Raw genomic sequence first — 21,749 nt, forward strand, 5'->3', positions numbered from 1 at the left:
TTTTGTGTTTGTATGGATAGGATAAAGACGAAACACCCACCACAAATCAACAGACAAATCGAACCGCAAACTGCGTTTTTCAAACGCTCAGGCCGTCTGAAACCCGCTCTCGAATATTATTCATGCTATATTTCAGACGGCCTGTTTAACCGTCCCTTGCAAAGCTTGGCACAAGCATCGCTGACCGACTGCAATTAATTACTATATAATCAAACGCATTGTCATCCCTACAAAGGAGCCACACCATGACCACAAAAATTAAAATTGGTATCGTTGGTGCAACCGGTTACACAGGCGTCGAATTGTTGCGCCTGCTCAGCAGCCACCCCAACGCAGAAGTCACTGCCGTCACCAGCCGAAGCGAAGCCGGTATTGCGGTTGCCGACTACTTCCCCAGCCTGCGCGGCATTTACGACCTTGCATTCCAAACGCCCGAAGAGGCCGGGCTTGACCTCTGCGACCTCGTATTCTTCGCTACGCCCAACGGCGTAGCCATGAAAGAAGCACCGGCCCTTGTGGAAAAAGGCGTACGCGTGATTGACCTATCTGCCGACTTCCGCATCCGCGACATCCCCACATGGGAACAATGGTACAAAATGACCCATGCAGCGCCGCAACTCGTTTCCCAAGCAGTGTACGGTTTGTGCGAACTTTACAAAGACGACATCGCCAAAGCCATGCTGGTGGCCAATCCGGGTTGCTACCCTACCTGCGTTTCTCTGCCCTTATTGCCGCTGCTTCAGGCTGGTCGTCTGAAAGCCAACGCGCCGCTGATTGCCGACTGTAAATCCGGTGTTTCTGGTGCAGGCCGCAAAGCCAGTACCCACGCCCTATTGTGTGAAGCAGGTGAAAACTTCAAAGCCTACGGCGTCAGCGGCCACCGCCATTTGCCTGAAATCCAACAAACCCTGTCCAGACTGCAAGACCATGTTTCAGACGGCCTGATTTTCGTGCCACACCTTGTTCCGATGATACGCGGTATGCATGCCACCCTGTATCTGCACCTGCAAGAACATACCGATCCCGAAGCCTTACTGCGCGAATACTACCGCGACAGTCCTTTTGTCGATATCCTGCCTTCAGGTTCGACACCTGAAACCCGCAGCGTGCGCGGCGCCAACCTCTGCCGTATCAGCGTTCAAAAAGCGCCCGATCAAGACGATGTGTGGATTGTTCTTTCCGTCATCGACAACTTGGTTAAAGGCGCAGCCGGTCAAGCCGTGCAGAATATGAACATTATGTTCGGCCTGCCCGAAACCACCGGCCTGACTAATGCACCATTGATGCCTTAATATCATCCTTATTAAAAACACAAGGCCGTCTGAAACAATGGTTTTTCAGACGGCCTTTATCAATTTATTCACAAACATCACTCATACACCACGCCGGCAAGCATTTCTTCTTCATTCAAGTTGCCGTACTGTTGCTCCCAATCGTGGGTAGCCTCCACCATATCGCATTCTTTGGCGAAGGCAAGCAGCCTGCCGTCCATCTGATCCAGACTCAAACTGCCCAAGCGTTCGCATTCCGAAGCCGTCAAATTACCGTCCGCTTCATGCGCTTCCGAAGATCCGAAAGGCAGGGCAAAAAAACCCAGCACCAACGCCAGCAGCACCCAAAAAATATTTTTACGCGAACGAGTCATTTCACACCTCTCATCATAATCATATAGCAGGTTCAAGTCAGAAAAACTAAACCAAATAAAACCAAACTAAGAAAAATCAAATATAAAACTAGAAATATCGATTTATCTAAGACAAAACGAATAGTACTAAGAAAAAATAAAATATGCAATACTTTTTCTTAGATTGAGTAATTTTTTTCTTACAATTTTATAAAAACTAAGGTAAAATACACTCAAATCGTCCAAACCATATAAAAAACATACCTCCATAAAGGCATAAACATGGATACCTTTAAAGACCGCCTGGCTTTCTTATGGAAAGATGAAGCCCGCCAAGCCAAAATTGCCGCCGATATTGATATGACCATCGCCGGATTCAGCCGTATCTGGAACGAAGGCGGCCTGCCGAAATCGGAAACGCTAAAAAAAATCAAACAACTTAAAGGCTGTAGCATAGACTGGCTTTTGACAGGCGAAGGTTCCCCCTTCCCCGATTCCGAAGCCCCAAAAGCCACGGCAACCGACACACTGGGCAACCCAGTCGATATAGACGAATTTGTCTTTGTGCCACGTTACGACATCCAGGCCGCGGCCGGACACGGTCAGCTCGTCGGCGACGAACAGCCCATGTTCGCCATGGCGTTCCGACGTTATTGGATTGAAAATTATGTAACGCGCGACATCAAAAACCTTTCCGTTATCTCAGTCAAAGGCGACTCGATGGAAGGCGTGCTGAATGATGGCGACACCATCCTCATCAATCACGGACAAACCACGCCGCGCGACGGCCTCTATGTTTTACGCCTCAACGAAAACCTTTTGGTCAAACGCCTGCAATTGATACCCGGCGGCATCGTCAACGTCATTTCTGCCAACGAAGCCTACCCTACTTTTGAAATCGACTTTAAAAATCCGACCGACGACGTTGCCATCATCGGCCGTGTCGAATGGTTTGGCAGAAGTATCTAAATCTGACATACTGGTGCTTGAAATTTCTGCCATGCCCTCCATGTAAGCTGGCAGACCCTGTCTGCACAAACTTGCCTTGGCTAACGGTTTGCGCGACAATAGTAAAAATATTCATATAAAAGGAATCACATCATGTCAGACGAAAGCCCTATTATCTTTACTGACAGCTGCTGCACCAAAGTTGCCGACCTGATTGCCGAAGAGAACAATCCCGATTTGAAATTACGCGTATTCGTCAACGGCGGCGGTTGCTCCGGCTTCCAATACGGTTTTACCTTTGACGAAATCAAAAACGACGACGATTTTGAAATCCAGAAAAACGGCCTGACGTTCTTGGTTGACCCGATGAGCTACCAATATCTGGTTGGTGCGGAAATCGACTACACCGAAAGCCTGCAAGGTTCTCAATTCGTCATCCGCAATCCGAATGCAGAGACAACTTGCGGTTGCGGTTCGTCCTTCTCCGTATAAACAATCCGTTTTTGCCACAAAAAACAGGCCGTCTGTATCTTCAGACGGCCTTTTGTGTGAATTTATTTTAAACAATATCAGATTTACCTTATAATAATAATATCGGGCGTGAATATTTACTCTACAATAGACATAACATTGGACATGCATATTGCCATATAAATAAAAAATTATTGTCCAGCCGATTAACGACACAAAGGCAAACCGTACTTGGTCTGCCTGAGACTGCAGCCTCTGTTCCGGCTCGTATCAGAAGCCAAGACAGCTCAAACACAATAACAAAACCTTAGGCTAAACCCATTTGGTTGACGCAGTCGAAATACTCATGGGATATCAATGAGCAAACAAGAAAAATTTTTCGACGTATACGTTTCCTATCCGCCGAACACGGATAGGGAGCTCATCCACGCCTGCCTGTATGAGAACCTGCCCGAAAACGAAGTCGAGAGCCTGATTCAAGCCTTGGCCGAACGTCCGCAAGCCATTGTGGCTGAAAAATGTACCCAAGACGAGCGAGAAAATGCGCAGCATTACTTCAGCTATTTGGGTTTGGACGTGATTGTCCGTCAGGCTATGGAATTGGAAGCGGTCGAAGAAGAACCCGTGTTGGCAGTCAACACTCCCGACCCTATCCAATGCCCCGTCTGCATGACGATTATTGACGAATTAGATGCACAGGAATGTAAAACCTGCCACTTTGATTTGACAGAAAAAAATGAGCTGGCCATCCAGCGCAAGCGCATTGAATGGCAGGAAAAAATCTCTTTCGAGCATAAAAAACAAACCGAAATTGCCCACAAGCTCAAATACGAACGTGAGCAGGAAGAGAAAAAACTGCGCAAAAAAATCCGTGCCGAATTGGAATCCCAATTACGCGAAGAGTTAGGCCAAAATCCTGAGCTGGCCGCACTTGCAGCAAGGAAGAAAACACAATTTCTGCTTACAATGGCTATCGTATTCGCCGTTTTGAGTCTGCTTGCACTCGGCTATATCGCTGCAAAATTCTTCTAAACTGATTCCAAAACTTAAGGCCGTCTGAAAAACAGATTTTCAGACGGCCTTTTATTGCCCTATTAATTGAATCATTCCAATCAAGCCTCTTGCACATCAACGTCCACCGACCATCGGATTTTGCTGTCGCGGTTTTGCTGTAACACTTGTACCCACAAACTCACGGCGCGGTGCAAATCTTGTCGAGATGTCGATTCGAGGAAAACTTGCGCACGTTCGCGTTCGGCGAGGCGCACCATCAGCATAGGGGCGGCGCCGAACTGGGAGACGCTTTCGGGCAAAAGCGGGGCGAGGGTTTCTTTGGCGGCATTGAGAAATTCCATCGCATCGGCAACACGCGGCGCATCGGCACGGACGGCCGTCTGAAAACCAAAAGGCGGCATGGTGAACATTTGCCGCTCGTTCAATTCGTTTTCCGCAAACACGGCGTAATCCTGCGCTTTGACGGCGGCGAAGACGGGATGTCCAGGCAGTTGGGTCTGTATCAACACCTTGCCGGGTTTATCGGCTCGCCCCGCCCTGCCGGACACTTGCATCAGTTCAGCGAACAACCTTTCCGGCGCGCGGAAGTCCGCACTGTACAGGCTGCCGTCGGCATTCAACACGATAACAAGGTTGAGCCGCGCGAAATCATGGCCTTTGGCAAGCATCTGCGTGCCGACCAGAATATCGATTTCGTTGTCGGCGATGCGGCGGTACAAATCCGCCCAGTCGTTTTTGTGTGCTGTGCTGTCCCTATCGACGCGGACGACGGCGGCCTTGGGCAGGAAGGCGCGCAGGGTTTCTTCGACGCGCTGTGTGCCGTGTCCGACGGCGGTCAGGTCTTGGTTGCCGCAGTCGGGGCATTTGTACGGGATGGGTTCGCGGTGGTCGCAGTGGTGGCAGCGCAGTTGGCGGGCGCGTTGGTGCAGCACCATTTTGGCGGAGCAGTTCGGGCAGCCGAAGGTATGGCCACAGTCGCCGCAAAACAGCGCGGGCGCGAAGCCGCGCCGGTTGAGGTACACCAGCGACATGCCGCCTGCTTCAAAGTTATGTTTCAAAAGCTGCAAGGCTTGCGGCGAGAAGCCGTTGTCGAGTTTCAGACGGCCTACGTTGAGGATGTCCACTTGCGGCAGTTGCGCGGAAGCATGGGCGCGCTCGGTCAGTTGCAGCAGGCTGTACGCGCCGCTTTGCGCCTTGTGCCAACTCTCCAAGCTGGGCGTGGCGCTGCCCAATATGATGGGGCAGCCGCTCTGCTTCGCCCGCCACACCGCCAAATCGCGGGCGTGGTAGCGCAATTCGTTGTCTTGTTTGAACGAGCCGTCGTGTTCCTCATCGACCACAATCAGCCCGACATCATCCATCGGCGTGAACACCGCCAGCCGCGTGCCGATCACCAGCTTCGCCTGCCCCAACATCGCGCGCAAATAATCCTGCGTGCGCTTGCCTGCAGCCATCTGGCTGTGCAACACGGCAGTCGGCACGTCGGCAAAACGGTTTTCCACCCGCTTCAAAAGCTGCGGCGTGAGGTTGATTTCAGGCAACAGAAACAACACCTGCCGCCCCTGCGCCAACACTTTCGCCATCGCATCAAAATACACCTCAGTCTTGCCGCTGCCGGTGATGCCGTACAGCAGAAACGGCTGAAATTTACCAAAGGCCGTCTGAATTTCATCGGAAGCCTTCTGCTGGTCGGCATTCAACACAAATTCAGAGTGCGAAGCCTGCCCATGGCACGACTCTAAAACGGACTTCGCCGCTTCCGTTGTTTCAATCCAGCCCTGTTCCGCCCAATCTTCGATTAATTTTGCCGCCTGTGCGTTTACCTGCTTCAACGCCGCCATCGTCATCCCGCCCGACAGCAGCGCATCCCACAAAGCCGTTTTTTTGTTGAACCGAGTCGGCGGTGGCGTTTGCGCCCTGCCCGCTTCGTTCAGCGCGTAAAACAGCGGCGGCTGCGGCATTTCCACCGCGCGCGTTTCCTTCAAACCCTGCGGCAGCGCGGCAAACACTGCCTGCCCCGTCGGATAGTGGTAATAACGCGAGGTAAACGCCAACAAATCACGCCAGCTTTGAGGCAACGGCTTTTCTTCTACAAAGGCCGTCTGAACACTCAAAATCCGCGCCGTATCCATATCGGGCGCAATATCCGTTTCCCACACAATCCCAACAACGGTTTTATTGCGGAAAGGCACAAGCACCCGCGTTCCCGGAGGAAGCGGCTCGGAATAGGAATACGTCAAAAGGCCGTCTGAAAGCGGCACGTTTACGGCAATACGGTGGTAGAACATACAAACAATCAAATCATTTTTTCGTATTTTAACAGCCGAAAGCTATTTTCAGACAATAATTTGAGCCTCAATACAATGCAGGCATGACGGAGGTTTGATACAATGCCTTACTTTTAACACACGCAAGTCTCTCGCATGAAAACCAAGTTAATCAAAATCTTAACACCGTTTGCCGTCCTTCCTTTGTTGGCATGCGGTCAACCTGCCGTATCCAACGCCAACGCGGCGCCTGCTCAGGCTGCCAAAGCGGAAGCGCCTGCCGACAAATCCGTTGCCGCTTCTTTGAAAGCACGTCTGGAAAAAGTCTATGCCGCCCAAGATTTGAAAGTTTTGAGCGTCAGTGAAACACCAATTAAAGGCATTTATGAAGTTGTCGTCAGCGGCAAACAAATCATCTATACCGATGCCAAAGGCGACTATATGCTTGTTGGCGACCTCATCAACGTCAACACGCGCCAAAGCATGACTGAAGAACGCGCCGCCGATTTGAACAAAATCGACTTCGCTTCGCTGCCTTTGGACAAAGCCATCAAAGAAGTACGCGGCAACGGCAAACTGAAAGTCGCTGTTTTCTCCGATCCGGACTGCCCGTACTGCAAACGCTTGGAGCATGAGTTTGAAAAAATGACCGACATCACGATTTATACATTCATGATGCCGATTCCGAGCCTGCACCCTGATGCCGCGCGCAAAGCCGAGCTGTTGTGGTGCCAACCTAATCCGACCCAGGCATGGATTGACTGGATGCGCAAAGGCAAACTCCCAAGCGGCAAAGCAAACTGCGAAAACCCTGTTGCTGAAACCACTTCATTGGGCGAACAATTCGGCTTCAACGGTACACCGACCGTGGTCTTCCCTAACGGCCGCAGCCAAAGCGGTTACAGCCCTATGCCCCACCTCAAAGAAATCATCGAGAAAAACCAGTAATACAGGGTTTAATCTCCATCAAGGACGCTTTACGCGTCCTTTTTTCATGTCGCCCGCCATCAACTGCCTTCAGACGGCCTCGATACTGACAAGTACAAAAAAGGACGTGTCCAACACGTCCTTTTTTCCCTTTACCTTACAGGTAGAATTTTTCAATCACTTTCAGGTTTTCATCCAATTTGTACACCAGCGGCTGACCGGTTGGGATTTCCAAGCCCATTATGTCTTCGTCGGAAATGCCTTCGATGTGTTTGGCCAAAGCGCGCAGGGAGTTGCCGTGTGCCGCAACCAATACACGTTTGCCGCTCAAGATGGCCGGAGCGATTTGGTCTTCCCAGAAAGGCAGGACGCGCTCGAGGGTAACTTTGAGGTTTTCGCCATCAGGTACGACATCGCTAGGCAGGTTGGCATAGCGGCGGTCGTTATGGGCGGAGTTAGGGTCTTTAGGATCGAGCAGCGGAGGCAGGGTGTCGTAGCTGCGGCGCCAGATGTGGACTTGCTCGTCGCCGTATTTTTCTGCGGTTTGTTTTTTATCCATACCTTGCAGCTGGCCGTAGTGGCGCTCGTTCAAACGCCATGATTTGATTTGTGGAACAAACAGTTGATCGGATTCTTCCAAAACGATGTTACAGGTTTTGATGGCACGGGTCAGAACGGAAGTAAAGGCTATGTCGAACTCGTAGCCCTTCTCTTTCAGCTTTTTACCTGCTGCCGCGGCTTCTGCCAAACCTTGCTCGCTCAGCTTGACGTCGCGCCAGCCGGTGAAAAGGTTTTTCGCGTTCCATTCGCTTTGTCCGTGACGGATGAATACTAATTCCATGATAGTTTGCTCCAATGAAGTTTGGGAAAAGGTATTTATAGCACACTTTGCCGCCGCGCTGATAACGTCGGCGGTTTCTTTTGATATGTTGCAAGTTTGCTTCTAGTCTTCAGACAGCCTTGTCGGAAGGTAAACATCAAACCGCGTGCTTTTGCCTGTGTATTGATAAGCAGGTTTGCGCCCGTCGAGAAACTCACCCAAGCGCGGACGTTTGACGACAATGCGTTTTTTGGCGGTATTCAATGCTGCATCCAATAACTCGGCTTCATCTTGTGCTGAGCCGACCAAATCGTGAAAGTAAGCCATTTCTTTTTTCACAGCGGCGGTTTTGCGACGCTCCGGGTACATCGGGTCGAGGTACACCACATCGGGCCTGCCGTTTTGAGTAGCCAATTTCTGCATCAAATCAACGGCATTGCCGAAATGCAAAGTAATGCGTTGGGCAATCTCCCGTGTTTCTTCACTTTGCCCTGCCCTGTTGAGGCCGTCTGAAAGTAGACAGGCAACGGCGGGATTTTGTTCAAAAGTTTGTACATTTAAGCCCAACGAAGCAAGCACAAAACTGTCGCGCCCCAGTCCGCCGGTAGCGTCCCAGACAGTCGGTTGTACAGTGTGGTTGACGGCTTTGGCAATCAACTCGCCTCCACCTTTAGTGCGCCGATAATGGGCAGCACCGCCATCAAAATCAACGCGGACACGGCCTTTTTCACCGGCGCGGCACAAACTGATGCCGCTTTCGTCAGCGATAAGGAAACTGCCTTCTTCAGGCTGCCGGTCGATAACGGTCAGCCCGAAAGGCGCGGCAAGGCTGCGAAGTTCGACAGATGCGGTTTCGTCAAAATAAATCTTGTACATAAGGCTTATGTTTCAGACGGCCTTAAAAACTCAGGCCGTCTGAACGTTTTAATTGATGTCCAGGCGTTCCATGCGGTAGCGCATAGAGCGGAAGCTGATGCCCAAAAGTTTGGCGGCTTGGGTACGGTTGTAACGGGTTTGCCGCAAAGCCTGCTCGATGATGCTGCGTTCCACTTGGTCGAGGTAATCCTGTATCTGCATGGTACGCGGATCAAACGGCGGAATGGGGCTGTGATTGAGCGTAGTTTCGCGCGCGTCAGGTTCGGCAATATCGTCAAAGGAGAAGCCACTGCGTTCAGCCTTAACTTGTGGGGCGTTTTGAATCTGCAAGTCGTCCACTTGTATCACTTGGCCAACCGTCAGCGCAACGGCGCGTTCGAGGATGTTTTCCAATTCGCGGAAGTTGCCGGGATAGCTGTAATGCAACAGGGCTTCTTGGGCTTTCGGGCTGAGTTTGTAGGTTTGATTGCCGTGACGGTGTTTGTACAGCAGATACAGAATCAGCGCACCCAAGTCTTCGCGCATTTCGCGCAAAGGCGGCATGTGCAGGGAGACTACGTTGAGGCGGTAATACAAGTCCTGACGGAATGCGCCGCTTTCAACCAAAGCTTCGAGGTTTTTATGGGTTGCACAAATAATGCGCACATCCACAAAGGTTTCCCTCGCATCGCCGATACGGCGCACGGCTTTTTCTTGAATGGCGCGCAGGAGTTTGACCTGCATGGCAAGCGGCAAATCGGCAACTTCGTCAAGGAACAAAGTGCCACCGTCAGCGTGTTGGAAAAAACCTAAACGGTCTTGATCTGCGCCGGTAAAGCTGCCTTTTTTGTAACCGAAAAATTCGCTTTCCATCAGGTTTTCAGGAATGGCTCCGCAGTTGACGGCAATAAACGGTTTGTCGGCGCGGTCGGACAGCTCGTGAATCGTGCGCGCCGCCTGCTCTTTACCCGTACCGGACTCGCCGGAGATATAAACAGGAACAAGGCTGTGGGCCAATCTGCGAATCAGGTGGCGTACTTCGACCATTTGCGGCGAGGTACCCAACAGGCGCGGCATATCGTCCTCGCCTTCCAATATAGGTGCGTCTTGTTGCAAAGCAGGATTGATGCTGCCGGCCGAAAAACGCTCTTTTAAGGAATTGAGTCCTTCTGGAACAGTCAAAGGCCGGTTAAATTCACTCTGTACGCTCTTAGGAGGCGTAACGACAGGCTTGGCCGGCTGAGGTTCGGGTTTATACAGGGCGGCAGAAACAGGCGCAGGCTGCAATTTGACTTTTTCAGACGGCGTGGGTTCGGCAGTATTATCGGAAACCGATACTGCCGATTTAACCAATGAACGCAACTGCGACAGCGTAATCGGTTTTTGCAGATAATCAAACGCCCCTGCTTTCAAGGCTTCAACGGCTTGGTCGGCATTACCGAAAGCCGTAATCACGGCGACGGGCGTGTCGAGCATCAGTTCATCAATGTATTGGACAACCTCGAGGCCTGAGCCGTCGGGCATACGCATATCGGTCAACACCAGCGAATAATCGTTGTTGTCTAGCCTGTCTTTGGCTTCTTCAACACCAGCCGCAGTATTGACGCGCAGACCCATTTTCATCAGGGTCATTTCCATCAGGTCGCGGATGTCTGCCTCGTCATCGACAACCAAAACCGGCTCTTGCAATTTATTCATCCTGCGCTTGCTCCTTCGGTAAAATCAGTTCAAACCCGTTCATTTCAGGGTGATAATGCAGCTGCCCCATATTGGCGTGTGCCAACTCGCGTGCGACGTAAAGCCCCAAACCGGTACCTTGTTTTTCGGTGGTGTAAAACGGCTCGAACAGATGATTTCGTACATCGGGCGGCACGCCTTTGCCGTTGTCCGCCACTACGATGGAAATATGCATCCTGCCGCTAGAGCGGATAAGAACGGTAATGGCGTTTTCGTCCTGACGGCTGTGTCGCCAAGCGTTGTTGCACAAGTTCCACATCACTTGCTGCAAGTGCATGGAGTCAACCAATACGGTCAGGTTGTTGCCGTCCATATTCATGCGCAGACAGCCGATGGCATCGGGATTGTTTAAGGTAAATTCCTGCTTGAATTCCAACCAAAATTTCATCAGATTAATCGGCTGGCGGCTGATGTTGTCTCGTTTGTTAAGCAGGGATACGTCTTCCAACATCTTGTCGATGCGTTGGATATTGCTGTCGATGATGTTGTAGAGCTTGGCCTTGAGCGGATCTGCCTCATCACCCTCTTGCAACAAATCGCTGGCATGACGGATGGCGGACATCGGGTTGCGGATTTCGTGGGCGAGGTTGGCAGTCAACTGTCCGAGCGAAGTCAGCTTGGTGGACATGGCCTCCGCAGCCACTTCACGCAATGAGCGGACGTACAACATCAGCAGCTCGGTTTGCTCCTGAATCAGCGGAACGGCTCGGACGTGCATGGCGTGTTGGAAAATATGGATATCGGTTTCAAAAGGTTTGTCGGGTTGACGCTGCCAGCGAGCCACCAGTTCGCCGAACACGATTTCCTGCTGATCGATAATCAGGCTGGGGAAATAGATTTTTGCCTGTTTGTTAAACAGCCACACGCGTTGGGTCGCATCAATCACCACAACCGCTTCCTGTACGCGGTTCAAAACCAAATGGTTCAAGCCGCTGATCCGGCGGTAGGCCAGTTGATGGCGGCTGGCGGACTCTGTGGCCTGCTCCAGATAACGGGCGGCAAACGAGGTCAGCATCGCCACCAGATAGCTGGCGCCGATCAGCATCAAAGAATTCGCCACTGATTTTGCATCCCAATTAAATGAATCGAAACGCATACTGCCGTCTAAAAACAGGTTCAAAATAAACAACATTGCCGTATAGCCTGCATACAGCATAGGATAGTGGCCATAACTGAGCAGACACGACGTGGCGACAAACGGCAAAACCAAAATTCCGAAACCAGAAGCCGTACCGCCGGAGATATACACCAAAACCATCATCATGGTGATGTCGACCACGGCACTGGCATTGGGCAAATCCAAAGACTGCCACTGCCAGCCCGGGCGGAGCACGGAGAGCATAATCAGGAAGAAATACAGCGTTACCCAGATATAAAACTCAACGGCCGGCAACGAAACGCCAATCAGGTTGCCACCCGTGTAGCTGCCGAACGCGTGCAAAACCAAAAGCGGCAAGACGATGGCTATTCGGGCAATGTTGATTACACCGGGAATCCGCTCCCTCAGATTACCCAGTTCTTGAAGATTGGCTCTGTTCATAAGTGAACCTTTTTTATTATCATGCAATGTCGTATAAATTTAATTTATTTAGATATATTTGTTCTTGTTTCAGGACAAACTTTTCAGACGGCCTGATATTTCCAATACCTTGCCTTTTTTACCGCGTTTGCCGTCAATATCGGCAATACGCAGTTTTTCCTGATGTTCTGCGCCGCGTCGGCCGACCGATACAACGGTAAACTCAGGAGAGGTCGTCACCATAATGTGTTCCAAAGATGCACCCTCAGCCAACGACATCAGCTGCAAACCGCGGCCTTTAGGCATGACTTTGAGTTCGCCGATGGAAAACGCCAAGAGACGGTGGTCGCTGCTGGCCAGTACGACTTTGCAGTCGGGATTGATCAGCGAAGAAGCATAGACGGCAACCGGCGGCAGGACGGTTTCGCCGCTGTCCACGGTCATGATCACTTTACCCGCTTTCACGCGTCCGATCATATCGGCCAACTTGGTGATAAAGCCGTAGCCGCCGCTGCCTGAAAGCAAGTAATGCTGTTCGGGCTGACCAGTGAGCATGGCGACGGGTTTCGCGCCGTTTTGCAGCTCGATTAAGGATGAAACCGGCACGCCGTCGCCGCGTCCGCCGGGGATTTCGGCGGCATCAAGCGTATAGGTTCTGCCCAATGAATCCAGGATGACGACGGGTAAAACCGTGCGGCCTTCGATGGTTTGCTTGAGGCGGTCGCCTTCTTTGAACGCGGTTTGGCTCAAATCAAGGTTGTGTCCGGCACGGCTGCGTATCCAGCCTTTTTCCGACAGAATCAGCGTGATGGGTTCGTCGGCGGTGGTTTGTGTCAGCACGGCGCGTCCGGCCTCTTCCACCAGCGTGCGGCGCGCGTCACCAAACTGCTTCATGTCCGCCTGCATCTCTTTGATAATTAGCTTACGTTTTTCGTTTTCGTCGCCCAAAAGAATATTCAGACGACCTTGTTCTTCGCGCAACTCGTTCAATTCTTTTTCGAGTTTGAAACCTTCCAAACGCGCCAACTGACGCAGGCGGATTTCCAAAATGTCTTCGGCTTGGATTTCGGTCAGCCCGAACGCCGCCATTAAATCGGCTTTCGGATCATCTGATTCACGAATGACTTTAATCACTTCGTCAATGTGCAGAAAGACTTTCAGACGGCCTTCGAGGATGTGCAACCGTTTTTCCACTTGACTCAAACGGAATTTCAGACGGCGTGTTACGGTAACGACGCGGAAATCCAACCATTCCTGCAAAATCGTTTTCAGGTTTTTCTGCGCAGGGCGGTTGTCCAAACCCATCATTACCAAGTTCATGGACACATTGCCTTCCAGAGAAGTCTGCGCCATCAGCGTGTTGATGAAAGTATCCGTATCGATGCGGCTGGATTTTGGTTCAAATACAAGACGCACAGGATGTTCGCCGTCTGACTCGTCGCGCACGCGGTCGATTAAATCCAGCATCAGCTTTTTGGTGTTGAGCTGGTCTTGGTTGAGCTGCTTTTTTCCCGCTTTCGGTTTCGGGTTGGTTTGTTCTTCGATTTCGGCAAGGATTTTGGCGGAATTGGCGTTCGGCGGCAGCTCGGTCACAATCACGCGCCATTGTCCGCGCGCCAGCTTCTCGATTTCATAACGCGCACGCACGCGCACGCTGCCTTTGCCGGTTTCGTAAATCCGACGCAATTCGTCTGCCGGCGTGATGATTTGACCGCCGCCGGCAAAATCGGGCGCAGGGATATACTGCATCAGGTCGGCGGTTTCCAGCGTCGGTTTCTTCAACAACGCAATCGCCGCCTGTGTGACTTCGTTTAAATTGTGCGATGGGATTTCGGTCGCCATACCCACCGCAATGCCCGACGCACCGTTGAGCAACACCATAGGCAGACGGGCGGGCAGGTGTACAGGTTCGTCAAACGCGCCGTCGTAGTTCGGCACAAAATCCACCGTCCCCTGATTGATTTCGGACAACAGCAATTCCGCAATCGGCGTCAGCCGCGCTTCGGTGTAACGCATCGCCGCCGCCCCGTCGCCGTCGCGCGAACCAAAGTTGCCGATGCCGTCGATTAAGGGATAGCGCAAGGTAAAATCCTGCGCCATGCGAACCATCGCTTCATAGGCAGAACTGTCGCCGTGCGGATGGTATTTACCCAAAATCTCGCCGACCACGCGTGCCGATTTCACCGGCTTCGCCCCCGCCGTCAAACCCATATCGCGCATGGCAAACAAAATACGCCGTTGTACAGGCTTTTGGCCGTCTGAAACTTCAGGCAGCGCGCGGCCTTTGACCACGCTCATGGCGTATTCGAGATAGGCGCGTTCGGCGTATTGACCTAACAGCAGGTAGTCTTCACCGACAGGAGATGGACTTGGAGCGGAAATGTGTTCTGTCATCAGGATGGTAAAACGAAATAAATTAAAGAAGGATATTGTAAAGCAAAATCGGTAGTCATAGCCAATTTGAGTGATGAACGGTAGCGCAGCGACAATAAGGCTTTCCGAATCAGGTCAGCAAATGGAATCCGTTTCGACAAAAAAGGCCGTCTGAAACCCTTTCATGTTTCAGACGGCCTTTTCATTTTGGTTTTAAATCAAAACTTCGTTATTCTGCAGTAGCCGGTTTGGCCGCAGTTTTAATGGTTAAGGTCACCGCTGCGGCAATGGCCAGGGAAACACCGGCAAAAGTCATCGCGTTGGCAGGGTTTGAACCCAAGAAAGTTCTGTACACCCAGCCGAAAGATACGGTTTCAATCAGCATTGGAATCACAATCATCATGTTCACAATACCCATGTACACGCCGTAACGTTCTTTCGGAATAGAACCGACCACAATCATAAACGGCACGCCCATCATACTTGCCCAACCGACACCGAAACCAATCATCGGCGCAAACATCAGGTATTTGTTGCCGATGTGCGGAATGGTGAGCAAGGCCAGCGCGGCAAGGGTTACGGCAAAGGCGTGAACATATTTGGCGGCGTATTTGCGCGCCATCCACATCAGGCCGAAGGCGGAGATAAAGGTTACCACGTTGTAGAAACCGTTTACCAGGCCGGTCCATGCAACCGCTTGGCTATACGCTTCGGTATTTTCAACGGTCGAGTCCCAGACAGATTGGACGATACTGTGGGAAATATATTGCCAGTAGATGAAGAGCGCGTACCATTGAAAGAGATACACCAAAGCCAGTTGCCACAGGGCAGTCGGCATTTCGCGCACGGCAACGACAATATCTTTAACAGCATGGGCCGGACCGCTCGGCTGGGCTTTAATGGCCGCCATTTCTTCAGGGCTGGGCTCGCGTTCGGCTGTTGATAAAACGGTAACCAAAACCGAACCGATGGAGCAGACCGCACCAATATAAAACGAACCGAATACCCAATACGGAATGCCTGCTTCGGAAGTTTGTTGCAACCAGCCGATTTGTTGGAAGATGTAGAGGGAAACGTTGGCCAGGGTAATGCCCAAGCCGGTAAACACGGACTGCATCAAGAAACCGGTGGATTGCTGTTGTTCAGGAACGGTATCGGCAATAAAGGCACGGAAAGGTTCCATTGCCGTGTTGTTGCTGATGTCCAAGAGCCACAGCAGCAATACGGCCACCCACAAGGCGGTAACGTGCGGATAAATAAAGAGGCAGAGGCTGCAACCGATGGCGCCGATCAAGAAATACGGACGGCGGCGACCCAATCCCGGCACCCAAGTGCGGTCACTCATCGCACCAATCATCGGCTGCACCAGCAAACCGGTAATCGGGCCTGCCATATTCAAAATCGGCAATTGGCTCGGGTCGGCATGAAGAAAGCTGAAAATCGGGTTAATCGCAGTCTGCTGCAACCCGAAGCTGTATTGAATGCCGAAGAAACCGAAGTTCATCAGCATAATCTGGCGAAGTGTCATCGCCACTTGTGGGGAGATTTTCATAGGAAGGCTACTCCTGGATAATAAACTATGGAAACAACAAACTCCAATTTCAGCGGTATGACGCTCTTATTGTATTGGGCCGCCTTTTTCAATGAGGCAACCCTGTTTTCAGACGGCCTTTATTTTGGCCGTTTACATGAATCTTATTTTGATGTGTGTTTGTGTTGTTTGAAGCTTATTTTTAGGCCGTCTGAAACTATTTATTCATCACAGACTGACGCCAGATGGTTTCCCCAACAACCTTGACGGGCTGAGCCGTACCGGCCGGATGTTCGATGTATTGGAACAGCAAATCCGCCGCCATTTCACCCATACGCAGATAAGGCAGCTCGGTGCTGGTCAACGGCGGAAACAGCGTTTCCGCAATCGCGCTGTGGTTATCATATCCGGCAACCGAAACTTGCTCGGGAACCCGCACGCCGCGCGTCCTCAAAATCCCGTACACGCGCACTGCCATTTCATCGTTACCGCAGCAAATTACCGTCGGCGGAAGCGGCAAAGACAGCAGCTTCAAAATAGCCGAAATCAAAGACCCGCTGTCGTTGCTGAAGTCAGGATAACCAGTTTGCACCAAATCAGGATCGAAGACAATATCCGCATCTGCCAAAGCCCGGTGGTATCCGGCCAATCTCAATCTCGTTGCTTCTACGCCCGGCTGCAAAGTCACATAAGCAATCCGTTTGTGTCCGCTTTGAATAATTCGGCGCACCAAGCCATACTGCCCTGCTTCGTCATCCGGCAAAACCGACGGCGTACCTGCCAAATCAAAACAGTTGACCAACACCATCGGACAACGGTTGGGCACTTCCGGTAGCAATACTTCCTGATGGAAACCTGCCACATATAAAATCCCCTCGGCACGATGCTCCATAAAGGTACGAATCAGCGGCTCCATCTGACCGGGCTGCCCCGACTTGTTGTCGATGTCGGCAATCATCAAAATCTTGCCTTGTGCGCGAATCTGCTGCTGAATGCCCTTAATCAAGAACATATCCGGAATGCCGTGTCCGCCCGTATTCTCACCCGTCCGCGAAATGGCGCCGGTAATCAGGCCGACCAAGCCAGAACGGTGGGACCGCATAATCCGCGCCACAGAAGACGGGATATAGCCCAAAGCGGCAATCGCTGTTTCTACTTTGGAACGGGTTTTATCGCTGACCGGCGCATCGCCGTTAATTACCCGGCTGACCGTCTTGGGAGACACCCCGGCATAAGCAGCGACATCATAAATTGTAGCCATCTTACGAACCCGCCCCGACAGGATTTCAATAATGTTACATAGGATAACACAGCAGACATCGGTGTCATACCCCCTTTTTTACAGAAACTTGATGATAATCAACCATTTCTATTGCATTTTGCATACATTTCTTAAGCAAAACCGACCCTACCACCTCCCAAAAGTTGTGCAAATTTGTTAAACTACAAACAACTATAAAAAGCAGAAAATAGATACCCTGCTTGTTTACCGTTACATACTAAGGAAACGAGATGTCCTCATACTCAGACGCATGGCAGGCCTTGGAAACCCATCATGCCGATACGCAACACGTTACCCTGCGCGAACGCTTCGCCGCAGATGCCGAACGTTTCAACAATATGCACGAAATTCTGCACGGTTTGTTATTTGATTACAGTAAAAACCGCCTAGATGAAAACACCCTTGACTTATTGTGCCAACTCGCCGAAGCAGCCGATTTGCCACAATATATGCAGGCCATGAACAGCGGTGAAAAAATCAACACCAGCGAACACCGCGCCGTCCTCCACACCGCCCTGCGCCTGCCTGCCAATGCCAAACCTGTTTACGTTGACGGCGAAAACATCGTGCCAAATGTTCATCACGAACTCAACCGCGCATTCGAGTTCGCACGCCAACTTTTAGACGGCACGCACGCAGGCATTACCGGTAAAGCGATTACCGACTTGGTTCACATCGGTATCGGCGGCTCCGATTTAGGGCCGCGCATGGCCACACAGGCGCTGCAGCCTTATTGGCAAAACATACGCGTCCACTTTGTCAGCAACTCCGATGATGCCGACCTGGCCCAAACCCTTCTCGGCCTCAACCCCGAAACCACCGTATTCAGCATTGCCAGCAAATCGTTCCGCACACCGGAAACCCTGCTCAATGCCTACGCTGCGCGTACTTGGTATCGAGATGCAGGTTTGCCTGATTCCGGCATCTACCGCCACTTCTGCGCCATTTCCGCCGATGTGGCCGCAGCCCAAAACTTCGGCATCTCCCCCGACAAAGTCTTCGCCATGTCCGACTGGGTTGGCGGCCGCTATTCCGTCTGGTCGCCCATCGGCCTGCCGCTGATGGTTGCCGTTGGCGAAAAAGCGTTCCGCAAAATGCTTGCCGGTGCACACGCGATGGATACCCACTTCTTCGAAACGCCATTCCGCCGCAACATTCCCGTCCTGATGGCGCTCATCAATGTTTGGTACAACAACTTCCAACATTCAGACGGACAAACCGTTGTCCCATACAGCCACAACATGCGCCTCTTTACCCCGTGGCTCAACCAGCTCGATATGGAAAGCCTCGGCAAACAGCGTACTTCAGACGGCCAACCCGTTTCCTGCACCACCGGCGGCATCGTCTTCGGCGATGAAGGCGTCAACTGCCAACATGCCTACTTCCAGCTTCTACACCAAGGCACGCGTCTGATTCCCGTCGACTTCATCGTCCCCATGACCACAGTCTACGGCAACCACCGCCAACACCGCTTTACCGTTGCCAATGCCTTCGCCCAAGCCGAAGCGCTGATGAAAGGTAAGACCTTAAACGAAGTACAAATCGAATTGGCCGCCCTGCCCCAAGACGAACGCAACCGCCTTGCACCGCAAAAAGAATTCCCCGGCAACCGTCCGAGCAACAGCCTGCTCATCGACAGCCTGACGCCTTTCAACCTCGGCATGCTGATGGCTGCTTACGAACATCGTACTTTCGTTCAAGGCGTGATTTGGCGTATCAACCCCTTCGACCAATGGGGCGTGGAATACGGTAAAGAGCTGGCCAAAACCATCGAACCCGAACTCGAACGCGGCACGCCTGCACACGACAGCTCCACCAACGGTCTGATCGCCTTCTACCGCAGTTGCAACGCAAGATCGAAGGCCGTCTGAAAATAAAATGCCCGTAAGACAAGCATATCTGCCTGTCTTACGGGCATTTCAAAACCTAATCGGCGGTAAGAATGAACCGTTAAAGCACCGCACTTTTAGACAAAAGTAGCTAGATTTTGATATAAAAAAAGGCTAAATCGATAATGACTTAGCCTTTTTCATCAGACTTGATTAGTTGTTTGTTGTTAATGCGCCTAAATCTTTATCAACTAAGAACAAACCTTTACCATCTTCACCAAGAAGATTTAATTTATCCAAAATTCCACTGAATAATTTTTCTTCTTCATGTTGTTCAGCCACATACCATTGTAAGAAGTTAAAGGCAGAGTAGTCTTTCTCTTCAAAAGTTCTACCAACTAATTCATTGATTTTAGAGGTAATTAACTTTTCATGTTCATAAGTTAATTCAAGTACTTGTTTCAATGATGAAAATTGATGAGGTGGTTCATCAATTTGTGTGATGATAGCCAATGCGCCGGTCTCATTTAAATAAGTGAAGAGTTTACGCATATGCTGCATTTCCTCAGCCGCATGCTCTGATAAAAATTTTGCAGCTCCTTCGAAACCTTGTTGTTCGCACCAGGCGCTCATTTGTAAATATAAGTTAGAAGAATAAAACTCTAAATTCATTTGATCATTTAATAGTTTAATCACGCTATTTGATAACATTTTATTTCTCCTATTCTTATAAAGTTTTTAATTCACGATCAATGTAGTAGAGCGCTGTACCACTTTCACCAAGAAGTTTGAATTTATCAACAATACTGTTAAATAATTTTTCTTCTTCATGCTGTTCAGCTACATACCATTGTAAGAAGTTAAAAGTAGAGTAATCCTTTTCTGCAAAAGTACTCTCAACTAACTCATTAATTTTAGATGTCACTAGTTTTTCGTGTTCAAGTGTTGTTTCAAAAACTTCTTTTAATGAAGCGTAATCGTGTTTAGGGGCGTCAATTTTACCTAACAAAGGCATTCCACTGGTTTCGCTCACATAAGTAAACAACTTTTGCATATGTTCCAATTCTTCATCGGCATGACGAAGTAAAAATGCTGCAGCGCCTTCATAACCATGTTTATGGCACCATGCACTCATTTGCAAATAGACATTTGATGAATACAACTCGAGATTAATTTGTTCGTTTAATTTTGCTGTAATTGACTTACTTAGCATAACTAACTCCTTTTCTCAATGCGGTTAATAGATGTATCACAATAAAAAATTTGTATTTGCGGATGAATTTTACTCATTTTATTGAGAATAGTCAATTTTATTTTATCAATTTTTATGTAACCCATTAATTTAAAAGGATTTTAAAAATAAATCATTCTCATTTGGTTCAATTTAATGAAATGAGTTATCAATATCTCCTTTGCCTAAATTCTCTAGAGAAATGATGAGGTGTTGGAAGGAGAATCGTAGATTTCCAAAGTTTTTTGCTCTCACTTATCAACTCCAAAATACTGGATAAATAGAAAACATGAAAATTCAATGTTTTTTATAGAATTACGCATCAAAGCGATATAGTTTCAAAGTAGGTTATCCTTAATATTTGAATGTGACAATTACCATTTATTATTTAACATAATATACATATTGTTGAAAAATCTACTGGTTAACTTCAATCAGGGAAAGCATGAAGAAGTTAGGAAGTTGGTTGGAAAGTTGATTAGGGTAGATTTTATTCAAATGAAAGACTAGGCTATGAAATCAAAATTTGTGTATAAGTTACTGGTAATTTCAAAGTACCTGTATATTTTAATTTGTATATCAATACCAATCGTTTTTATTTATGAAAGCTACCAAGGAGATAATGTTGATTTTATGATTTATATTCATGCTTTTATTATTTTTTCCATATTGGGTGTATTGACTCAATATTCTACATCTAATTTTTTTGAAAAGGAAAAATAACATGATTGAACTATCCATTGAGGATCTGGAACTAATTTATGGAGGAGGCTTAGGAGAGAGAATCCTTCAAGGAGGAGCAAATGGTGCATAAATAGGGGGATCAATTGGTGCAGGTATTGGTCTGGGTGTCGGTATAGCTTTTGGCAGTATTCCTGCCGGACCAGCTATTATGGTCGGTGGCACAATTGGTGCTGCTGTTGGTGCTGCAACTGGTATGGGTGTTGCAGCATATGAGTATTACCAAGAAACTCAGCCTAAAGGGACAGTAACGATCGGTCCGATTTCTGCTTTTGCTGTGGACAAATCAGGAAACGGCTACACTGACGGCACAAATTACCACTGATATTTCTCATCGTTCAAACGATCTCTAGGGGTCGTCTGAAACTTTCTTAACTTCAATTTTATGAATACACCCAAGCAACCCTTCTTCCGTCCTGAAGTCTCCGTTGCCCGCCAAACCAGTTGTTCCAACAAAAGGCCGTCTGAAACTTAATTTGTCAAAGTTTCAGACGGCCTTTTATTATTCAATAAAGATAGCAGAAGTTGATTCGCCATATCCCCCATCTTTGCTACAATATCCCTTTTCTTTTTTATTGAT

Annotated in this window: 19 protein-coding genes; 8 read left to right on the top strand and 11 right to left on the bottom strand. The window is 49.6% G+C overall.

What is annotated here, in order from left to right; all coding sequences use genetic code 11:
* Positions 1 to 12 precede the first annotated feature (12 nt).
* Together HMPREF2865_RS11940 and argC are read left to right on the top strand one after the other, a co-directional pair.
* A complete protein-coding gene (locus HMPREF2865_RS11940) occupies positions 13 to 198 on the top strand; it encodes a hypothetical protein (protein WP_141752518.1) in 186 nt (61 codons plus the stop codon).
* A gap of 47 nt (positions 199 to 245) precedes the next feature.
* Positions 246 to 1,292: an N-acetyl-gamma-glutamyl-phosphate reductase gene (gene argC / locus HMPREF2865_RS04430; protein WP_070645868.1), complete on the top strand. Its 1,047-nt coding sequence runs from the start codon at positions 246 to 248 to the stop codon at positions 1,290 to 1,292.
* A 77-nt stretch (positions 1,293 to 1,369) separates the two neighbouring features.
* Here argC and HMPREF2865_RS04435 read toward each other — a convergent pair whose 3' ends face one another.
* The gene (locus HMPREF2865_RS04435) at positions 1,370 to 1,645 is read right to left on the bottom strand and encodes a hypothetical protein (protein ID WP_003748371.1); all 276 of its coding nucleotides are present in this window, start codon (positions 1,643 to 1,645) and stop codon (positions 1,370 to 1,372) included.
* 261 nt (positions 1,646 to 1,906) lie between these two features.
* Between HMPREF2865_RS04435 and HMPREF2865_RS04440 the strand changes: the two genes are divergently transcribed.
* The 3 genes from HMPREF2865_RS04440 (at position 1,907) to HMPREF2865_RS04450 (ending at position 4,075) form a co-directional block, all read left to right on the top strand.
* Entirely contained in the window at positions 1,907 to 2,593 is a 687-nt protein-coding gene (locus tag HMPREF2865_RS04440) for a S24 family peptidase (RefSeq protein ID WP_070645871.1), read from the top strand.
* A 132-nt stretch (positions 2,594 to 2,725) separates the two neighbouring features.
* Complete coding sequence (gene erpA / locus HMPREF2865_RS04445) at positions 2,726 to 3,064, top strand: iron-sulfur cluster insertion protein ErpA (protein WP_003680162.1); 339 nt, start codon at positions 2,726 to 2,728, stop codon at positions 3,062 to 3,064.
* Positions 3,065 to 3,400: 336 nt separating this feature from the next.
* Positions 3,401 to 4,075, top strand: a complete 675-nt coding sequence (locus HMPREF2865_RS04450; RefSeq protein ID WP_070645873.1) for a hypothetical protein — start codon at positions 3,401 to 3,403, stop codon at positions 4,073 to 4,075.
* 80 nt (positions 4,076 to 4,155) lie between these two features.
* On the opposite strand, the gene HMPREF2865_RS04455 is transcribed toward HMPREF2865_RS04450, so the two are convergent.
* Positions 4,156 to 6,345: a primosomal protein N' gene (locus HMPREF2865_RS04455; RefSeq protein ID WP_070645875.1), complete on the bottom strand. Its 2,190-nt coding sequence runs from the start codon at positions 6,343 to 6,345 to the stop codon at positions 4,156 to 4,158.
* A gap of 135 nt (positions 6,346 to 6,480) precedes the next feature.
* On the opposite strand from HMPREF2865_RS04455, the gene HMPREF2865_RS04460 reads away from it, so the two are divergent.
* Complete coding sequence (locus HMPREF2865_RS04460) at positions 6,481 to 7,272, top strand: DsbC family protein (RefSeq protein ID WP_070608512.1); 792 nt, start codon at positions 6,481 to 6,483, stop codon at positions 7,270 to 7,272.
* A gap of 136 nt (positions 7,273 to 7,408) precedes the next feature.
* On the opposite strand, the gene HMPREF2865_RS04465 is transcribed toward HMPREF2865_RS04460, so the two are convergent.
* The 7 genes from HMPREF2865_RS04465 to HMPREF2865_RS04495 form a co-directional block, all read right to left on the bottom strand.
* Complete coding sequence (locus HMPREF2865_RS04465) at positions 7,409 to 8,092, bottom strand: 2,3-diphosphoglycerate-dependent phosphoglycerate mutase (RefSeq protein ID WP_049337039.1); 684 nt, start codon at positions 8,090 to 8,092, stop codon at positions 7,409 to 7,411.
* Between the two features lie 102 nt (positions 8,093 to 8,194).
* Positions 8,195 to 8,947, bottom strand: coding sequence for a class I SAM-dependent methyltransferase (locus tag HMPREF2865_RS04470; RefSeq protein ID WP_070645877.1), 753 nt, complete (start codon positions 8,945 to 8,947; stop codon positions 8,195 to 8,197).
* A 48-nt stretch (positions 8,948 to 8,995) separates the two neighbouring features.
* Positions 8,996 to 10,624, bottom strand: coding sequence for a sigma-54-dependent transcriptional regulator (locus HMPREF2865_RS04475; RefSeq protein WP_070645878.1), 1,629 nt, complete (start codon positions 10,622 to 10,624; stop codon positions 8,996 to 8,998).
* Positions 10,617 to 12,203, bottom strand: coding sequence for a two-component system sensor histidine kinase NtrB (locus HMPREF2865_RS04480; protein WP_070645880.1), 1,587 nt, complete (start codon positions 12,201 to 12,203; stop codon positions 10,617 to 10,619). The genes HMPREF2865_RS04475 and HMPREF2865_RS04480 overlap by 8 nt, the downstream gene beginning before the upstream one ends.
* Before the next feature lie 69 nt (positions 12,204 to 12,272).
* On the bottom strand, positions 12,273 to 14,576 hold the full coding sequence (gene parC, locus HMPREF2865_RS04485; RefSeq protein ID WP_004518843.1) for a DNA topoisomerase IV subunit A: 2,304 nt from the start codon (positions 14,574 to 14,576) through the stop codon (positions 12,273 to 12,275).
* 208 nt (positions 14,577 to 14,784) lie between these two features.
* Positions 14,785 to 16,107 (bottom strand): MFS transporter, encoded by a 1,323-nt coding sequence (locus HMPREF2865_RS04490; RefSeq protein ID WP_070645882.1) that lies wholly within the window; start codon positions 16,105 to 16,107, stop codon positions 14,785 to 14,787.
* Positions 16,108 to 16,303: 196 nt separating this feature from the next.
* On the bottom strand, positions 16,304 to 17,347 hold the full coding sequence (locus HMPREF2865_RS04495; protein WP_070645886.1) for a LacI family DNA-binding transcriptional regulator: 1,044 nt from the start codon (positions 17,345 to 17,347) through the stop codon (positions 16,304 to 16,306).
* A 251-nt stretch (positions 17,348 to 17,598) separates the two neighbouring features.
* On the opposite strand from HMPREF2865_RS04495, the gene pgi reads away from it, so the two are divergent.
* Positions 17,599 to 19,239, top strand: a complete 1,641-nt coding sequence (gene pgi, locus HMPREF2865_RS04500; protein ID WP_070645888.1) for a glucose-6-phosphate isomerase — start codon at positions 17,599 to 17,601, stop codon at positions 19,237 to 19,239.
* Positions 19,240 to 19,410: 171 nt separating this feature from the next.
* Here the strand turns inward: pgi and ftnA (HMPREF2865_RS04505) are convergent, their stop codons facing one another.
* Both ftnA (HMPREF2865_RS04505) and ftnA (HMPREF2865_RS04510) read right to left on the bottom strand, forming a co-directional pair.
* Positions 19,411 to 19,908, bottom strand: coding sequence for a non-heme ferritin (gene ftnA / locus HMPREF2865_RS04505; RefSeq protein WP_003686798.1), 498 nt, complete (start codon positions 19,906 to 19,908; stop codon positions 19,411 to 19,413).
* Between the two features lie 16 nt (positions 19,909 to 19,924).
* Positions 19,925 to 20,410 carry a non-heme ferritin gene (ftnA, locus tag HMPREF2865_RS04510; protein ID WP_003686837.1) on the bottom strand — a complete coding sequence of 162 codons (486 nt, stop codon included), beginning with the start codon at positions 20,408 to 20,410 and terminating at the stop codon, positions 19,925 to 19,927.
* Between the two features lie 910 nt (positions 20,411 to 21,320).
* On the opposite strand from ftnA (HMPREF2865_RS04510), the gene HMPREF2865_RS12340 reads away from it, so the two are divergent.
* Positions 21,321 to 21,494: a hypothetical protein gene (locus HMPREF2865_RS12340; RefSeq protein ID WP_225905495.1), complete on the top strand. Its 174-nt coding sequence runs from the start codon at positions 21,321 to 21,323 to the stop codon at positions 21,492 to 21,494.
* Positions 21,495 to 21,749: the final 255 nt, after the last annotated feature.

The organism is Neisseria sp. HMSC073G10, from assembly GCF_001812605.1.
Taxonomy (GTDB): domain Bacteria; phylum Pseudomonadota; class Gammaproteobacteria; order Burkholderiales; family Neisseriaceae; genus Neisseria; species Neisseria subflava_A.

What these genes read in the sequence shown, in the direction of transcription:
- HMPREF2865_RS04475 (WP_070645878.1), bottom strand. Translation starts at nt 10,624, where the DNA reads ATGAATAAATTGCAAGAGCCGGTTTTGGTTGTCGATGACGAGGCAGAC.
- HMPREF2865_RS11940 (WP_141752518.1), top strand. Translation starts at nt 13, where the DNA reads ATGGATAGGATAAAGACGAAACACCCACCACAAATCAACAGACAAATC.
- HMPREF2865_RS04460 (WP_070608512.1), top strand. Translation starts at nt 6,481, where the DNA reads ATGAAAACCAAGTTAATCAAAATCTTAACACCGTTTGCCGTCCTTCCT.
- HMPREF2865_RS04440 (WP_070645871.1), top strand. Translation starts at nt 1,907, where the DNA reads ATGGATACCTTTAAAGACCGCCTGGCTTTCTTATGGAAAGATGAAGCC.
- HMPREF2865_RS04495 (WP_070645886.1), bottom strand. Translation starts at nt 17,347, where the DNA reads ATGGCTACAATTTATGATGTCGCTGCTTATGCCGGGGTGTCTCCCAAG.
- HMPREF2865_RS04480 (WP_070645880.1), bottom strand. Translation starts at nt 12,203, where the DNA reads ATGAACAGAGCCAATCTTCAAGAACTGGGTAATCTGAGGGAGCGGATT.
- erpA (WP_003680162.1), top strand. Translation starts at nt 2,726, where the DNA reads ATGTCAGACGAAAGCCCTATTATCTTTACTGACAGCTGCTGCACCAAA.
- HMPREF2865_RS04470 (WP_070645877.1), bottom strand. Translation starts at nt 8,947, where the DNA reads ATGTACAAGATTTATTTTGACGAAACCGCATCTGTCGAACTTCGCAGC.
- HMPREF2865_RS04465 (WP_049337039.1), bottom strand. Translation starts at nt 8,092, where the DNA reads ATGGAATTAGTATTCATCCGTCACGGACAAAGCGAATGGAACGCGAAA.
- ftnA (WP_003686798.1), bottom strand. Translation starts at nt 19,908, where the DNA reads ATGTTATCAAATAGCGTGATTAAACTATTAAATGATCAAATGAATTTA.
- HMPREF2865_RS04455 (WP_070645875.1), bottom strand. Translation starts at nt 6,345, where the DNA reads ATGTTCTACCACCGTATTGCCGTAAACGTGCCGCTTTCAGACGGCCTT.
- HMPREF2865_RS04435 (WP_003748371.1), bottom strand. Translation starts at nt 1,645, where the DNA reads ATGACTCGTTCGCGTAAAAATATTTTTTGGGTGCTGCTGGCGTTGGTG.
- HMPREF2865_RS04450 (WP_070645873.1), top strand. Translation starts at nt 3,401, where the DNA reads ATGAGCAAACAAGAAAAATTTTTCGACGTATACGTTTCCTATCCGCCG.
- parC (WP_004518843.1), bottom strand. Translation starts at nt 14,576, where the DNA reads ATGACAGAACACATTTCCGCTCCAAGTCCATCTCCTGTCGGTGAAGAC.
- argC (WP_070645868.1), top strand. Translation starts at nt 246, where the DNA reads ATGACCACAAAAATTAAAATTGGTATCGTTGGTGCAACCGGTTACACA.
- HMPREF2865_RS04490 (WP_070645882.1), bottom strand. Translation starts at nt 16,107, where the DNA reads ATGAAAATCTCCCCACAAGTGGCGATGACACTTCGCCAGATTATGCTG.
- HMPREF2865_RS12340 (WP_225905495.1), top strand. Translation starts at nt 21,321, where the DNA reads ATGGTCGGTGGCACAATTGGTGCTGCTGTTGGTGCTGCAACTGGTATG.
- ftnA (WP_003686837.1), bottom strand. Translation starts at nt 20,410, where the DNA reads ATGCTAAGTAAGTCAATTACAGCAAAATTAAACGAACAAATTAATCTC.
- pgi (WP_070645888.1), top strand. Translation starts at nt 17,599, where the DNA reads ATGTCCTCATACTCAGACGCATGGCAGGCCTTGGAAACCCATCATGCC.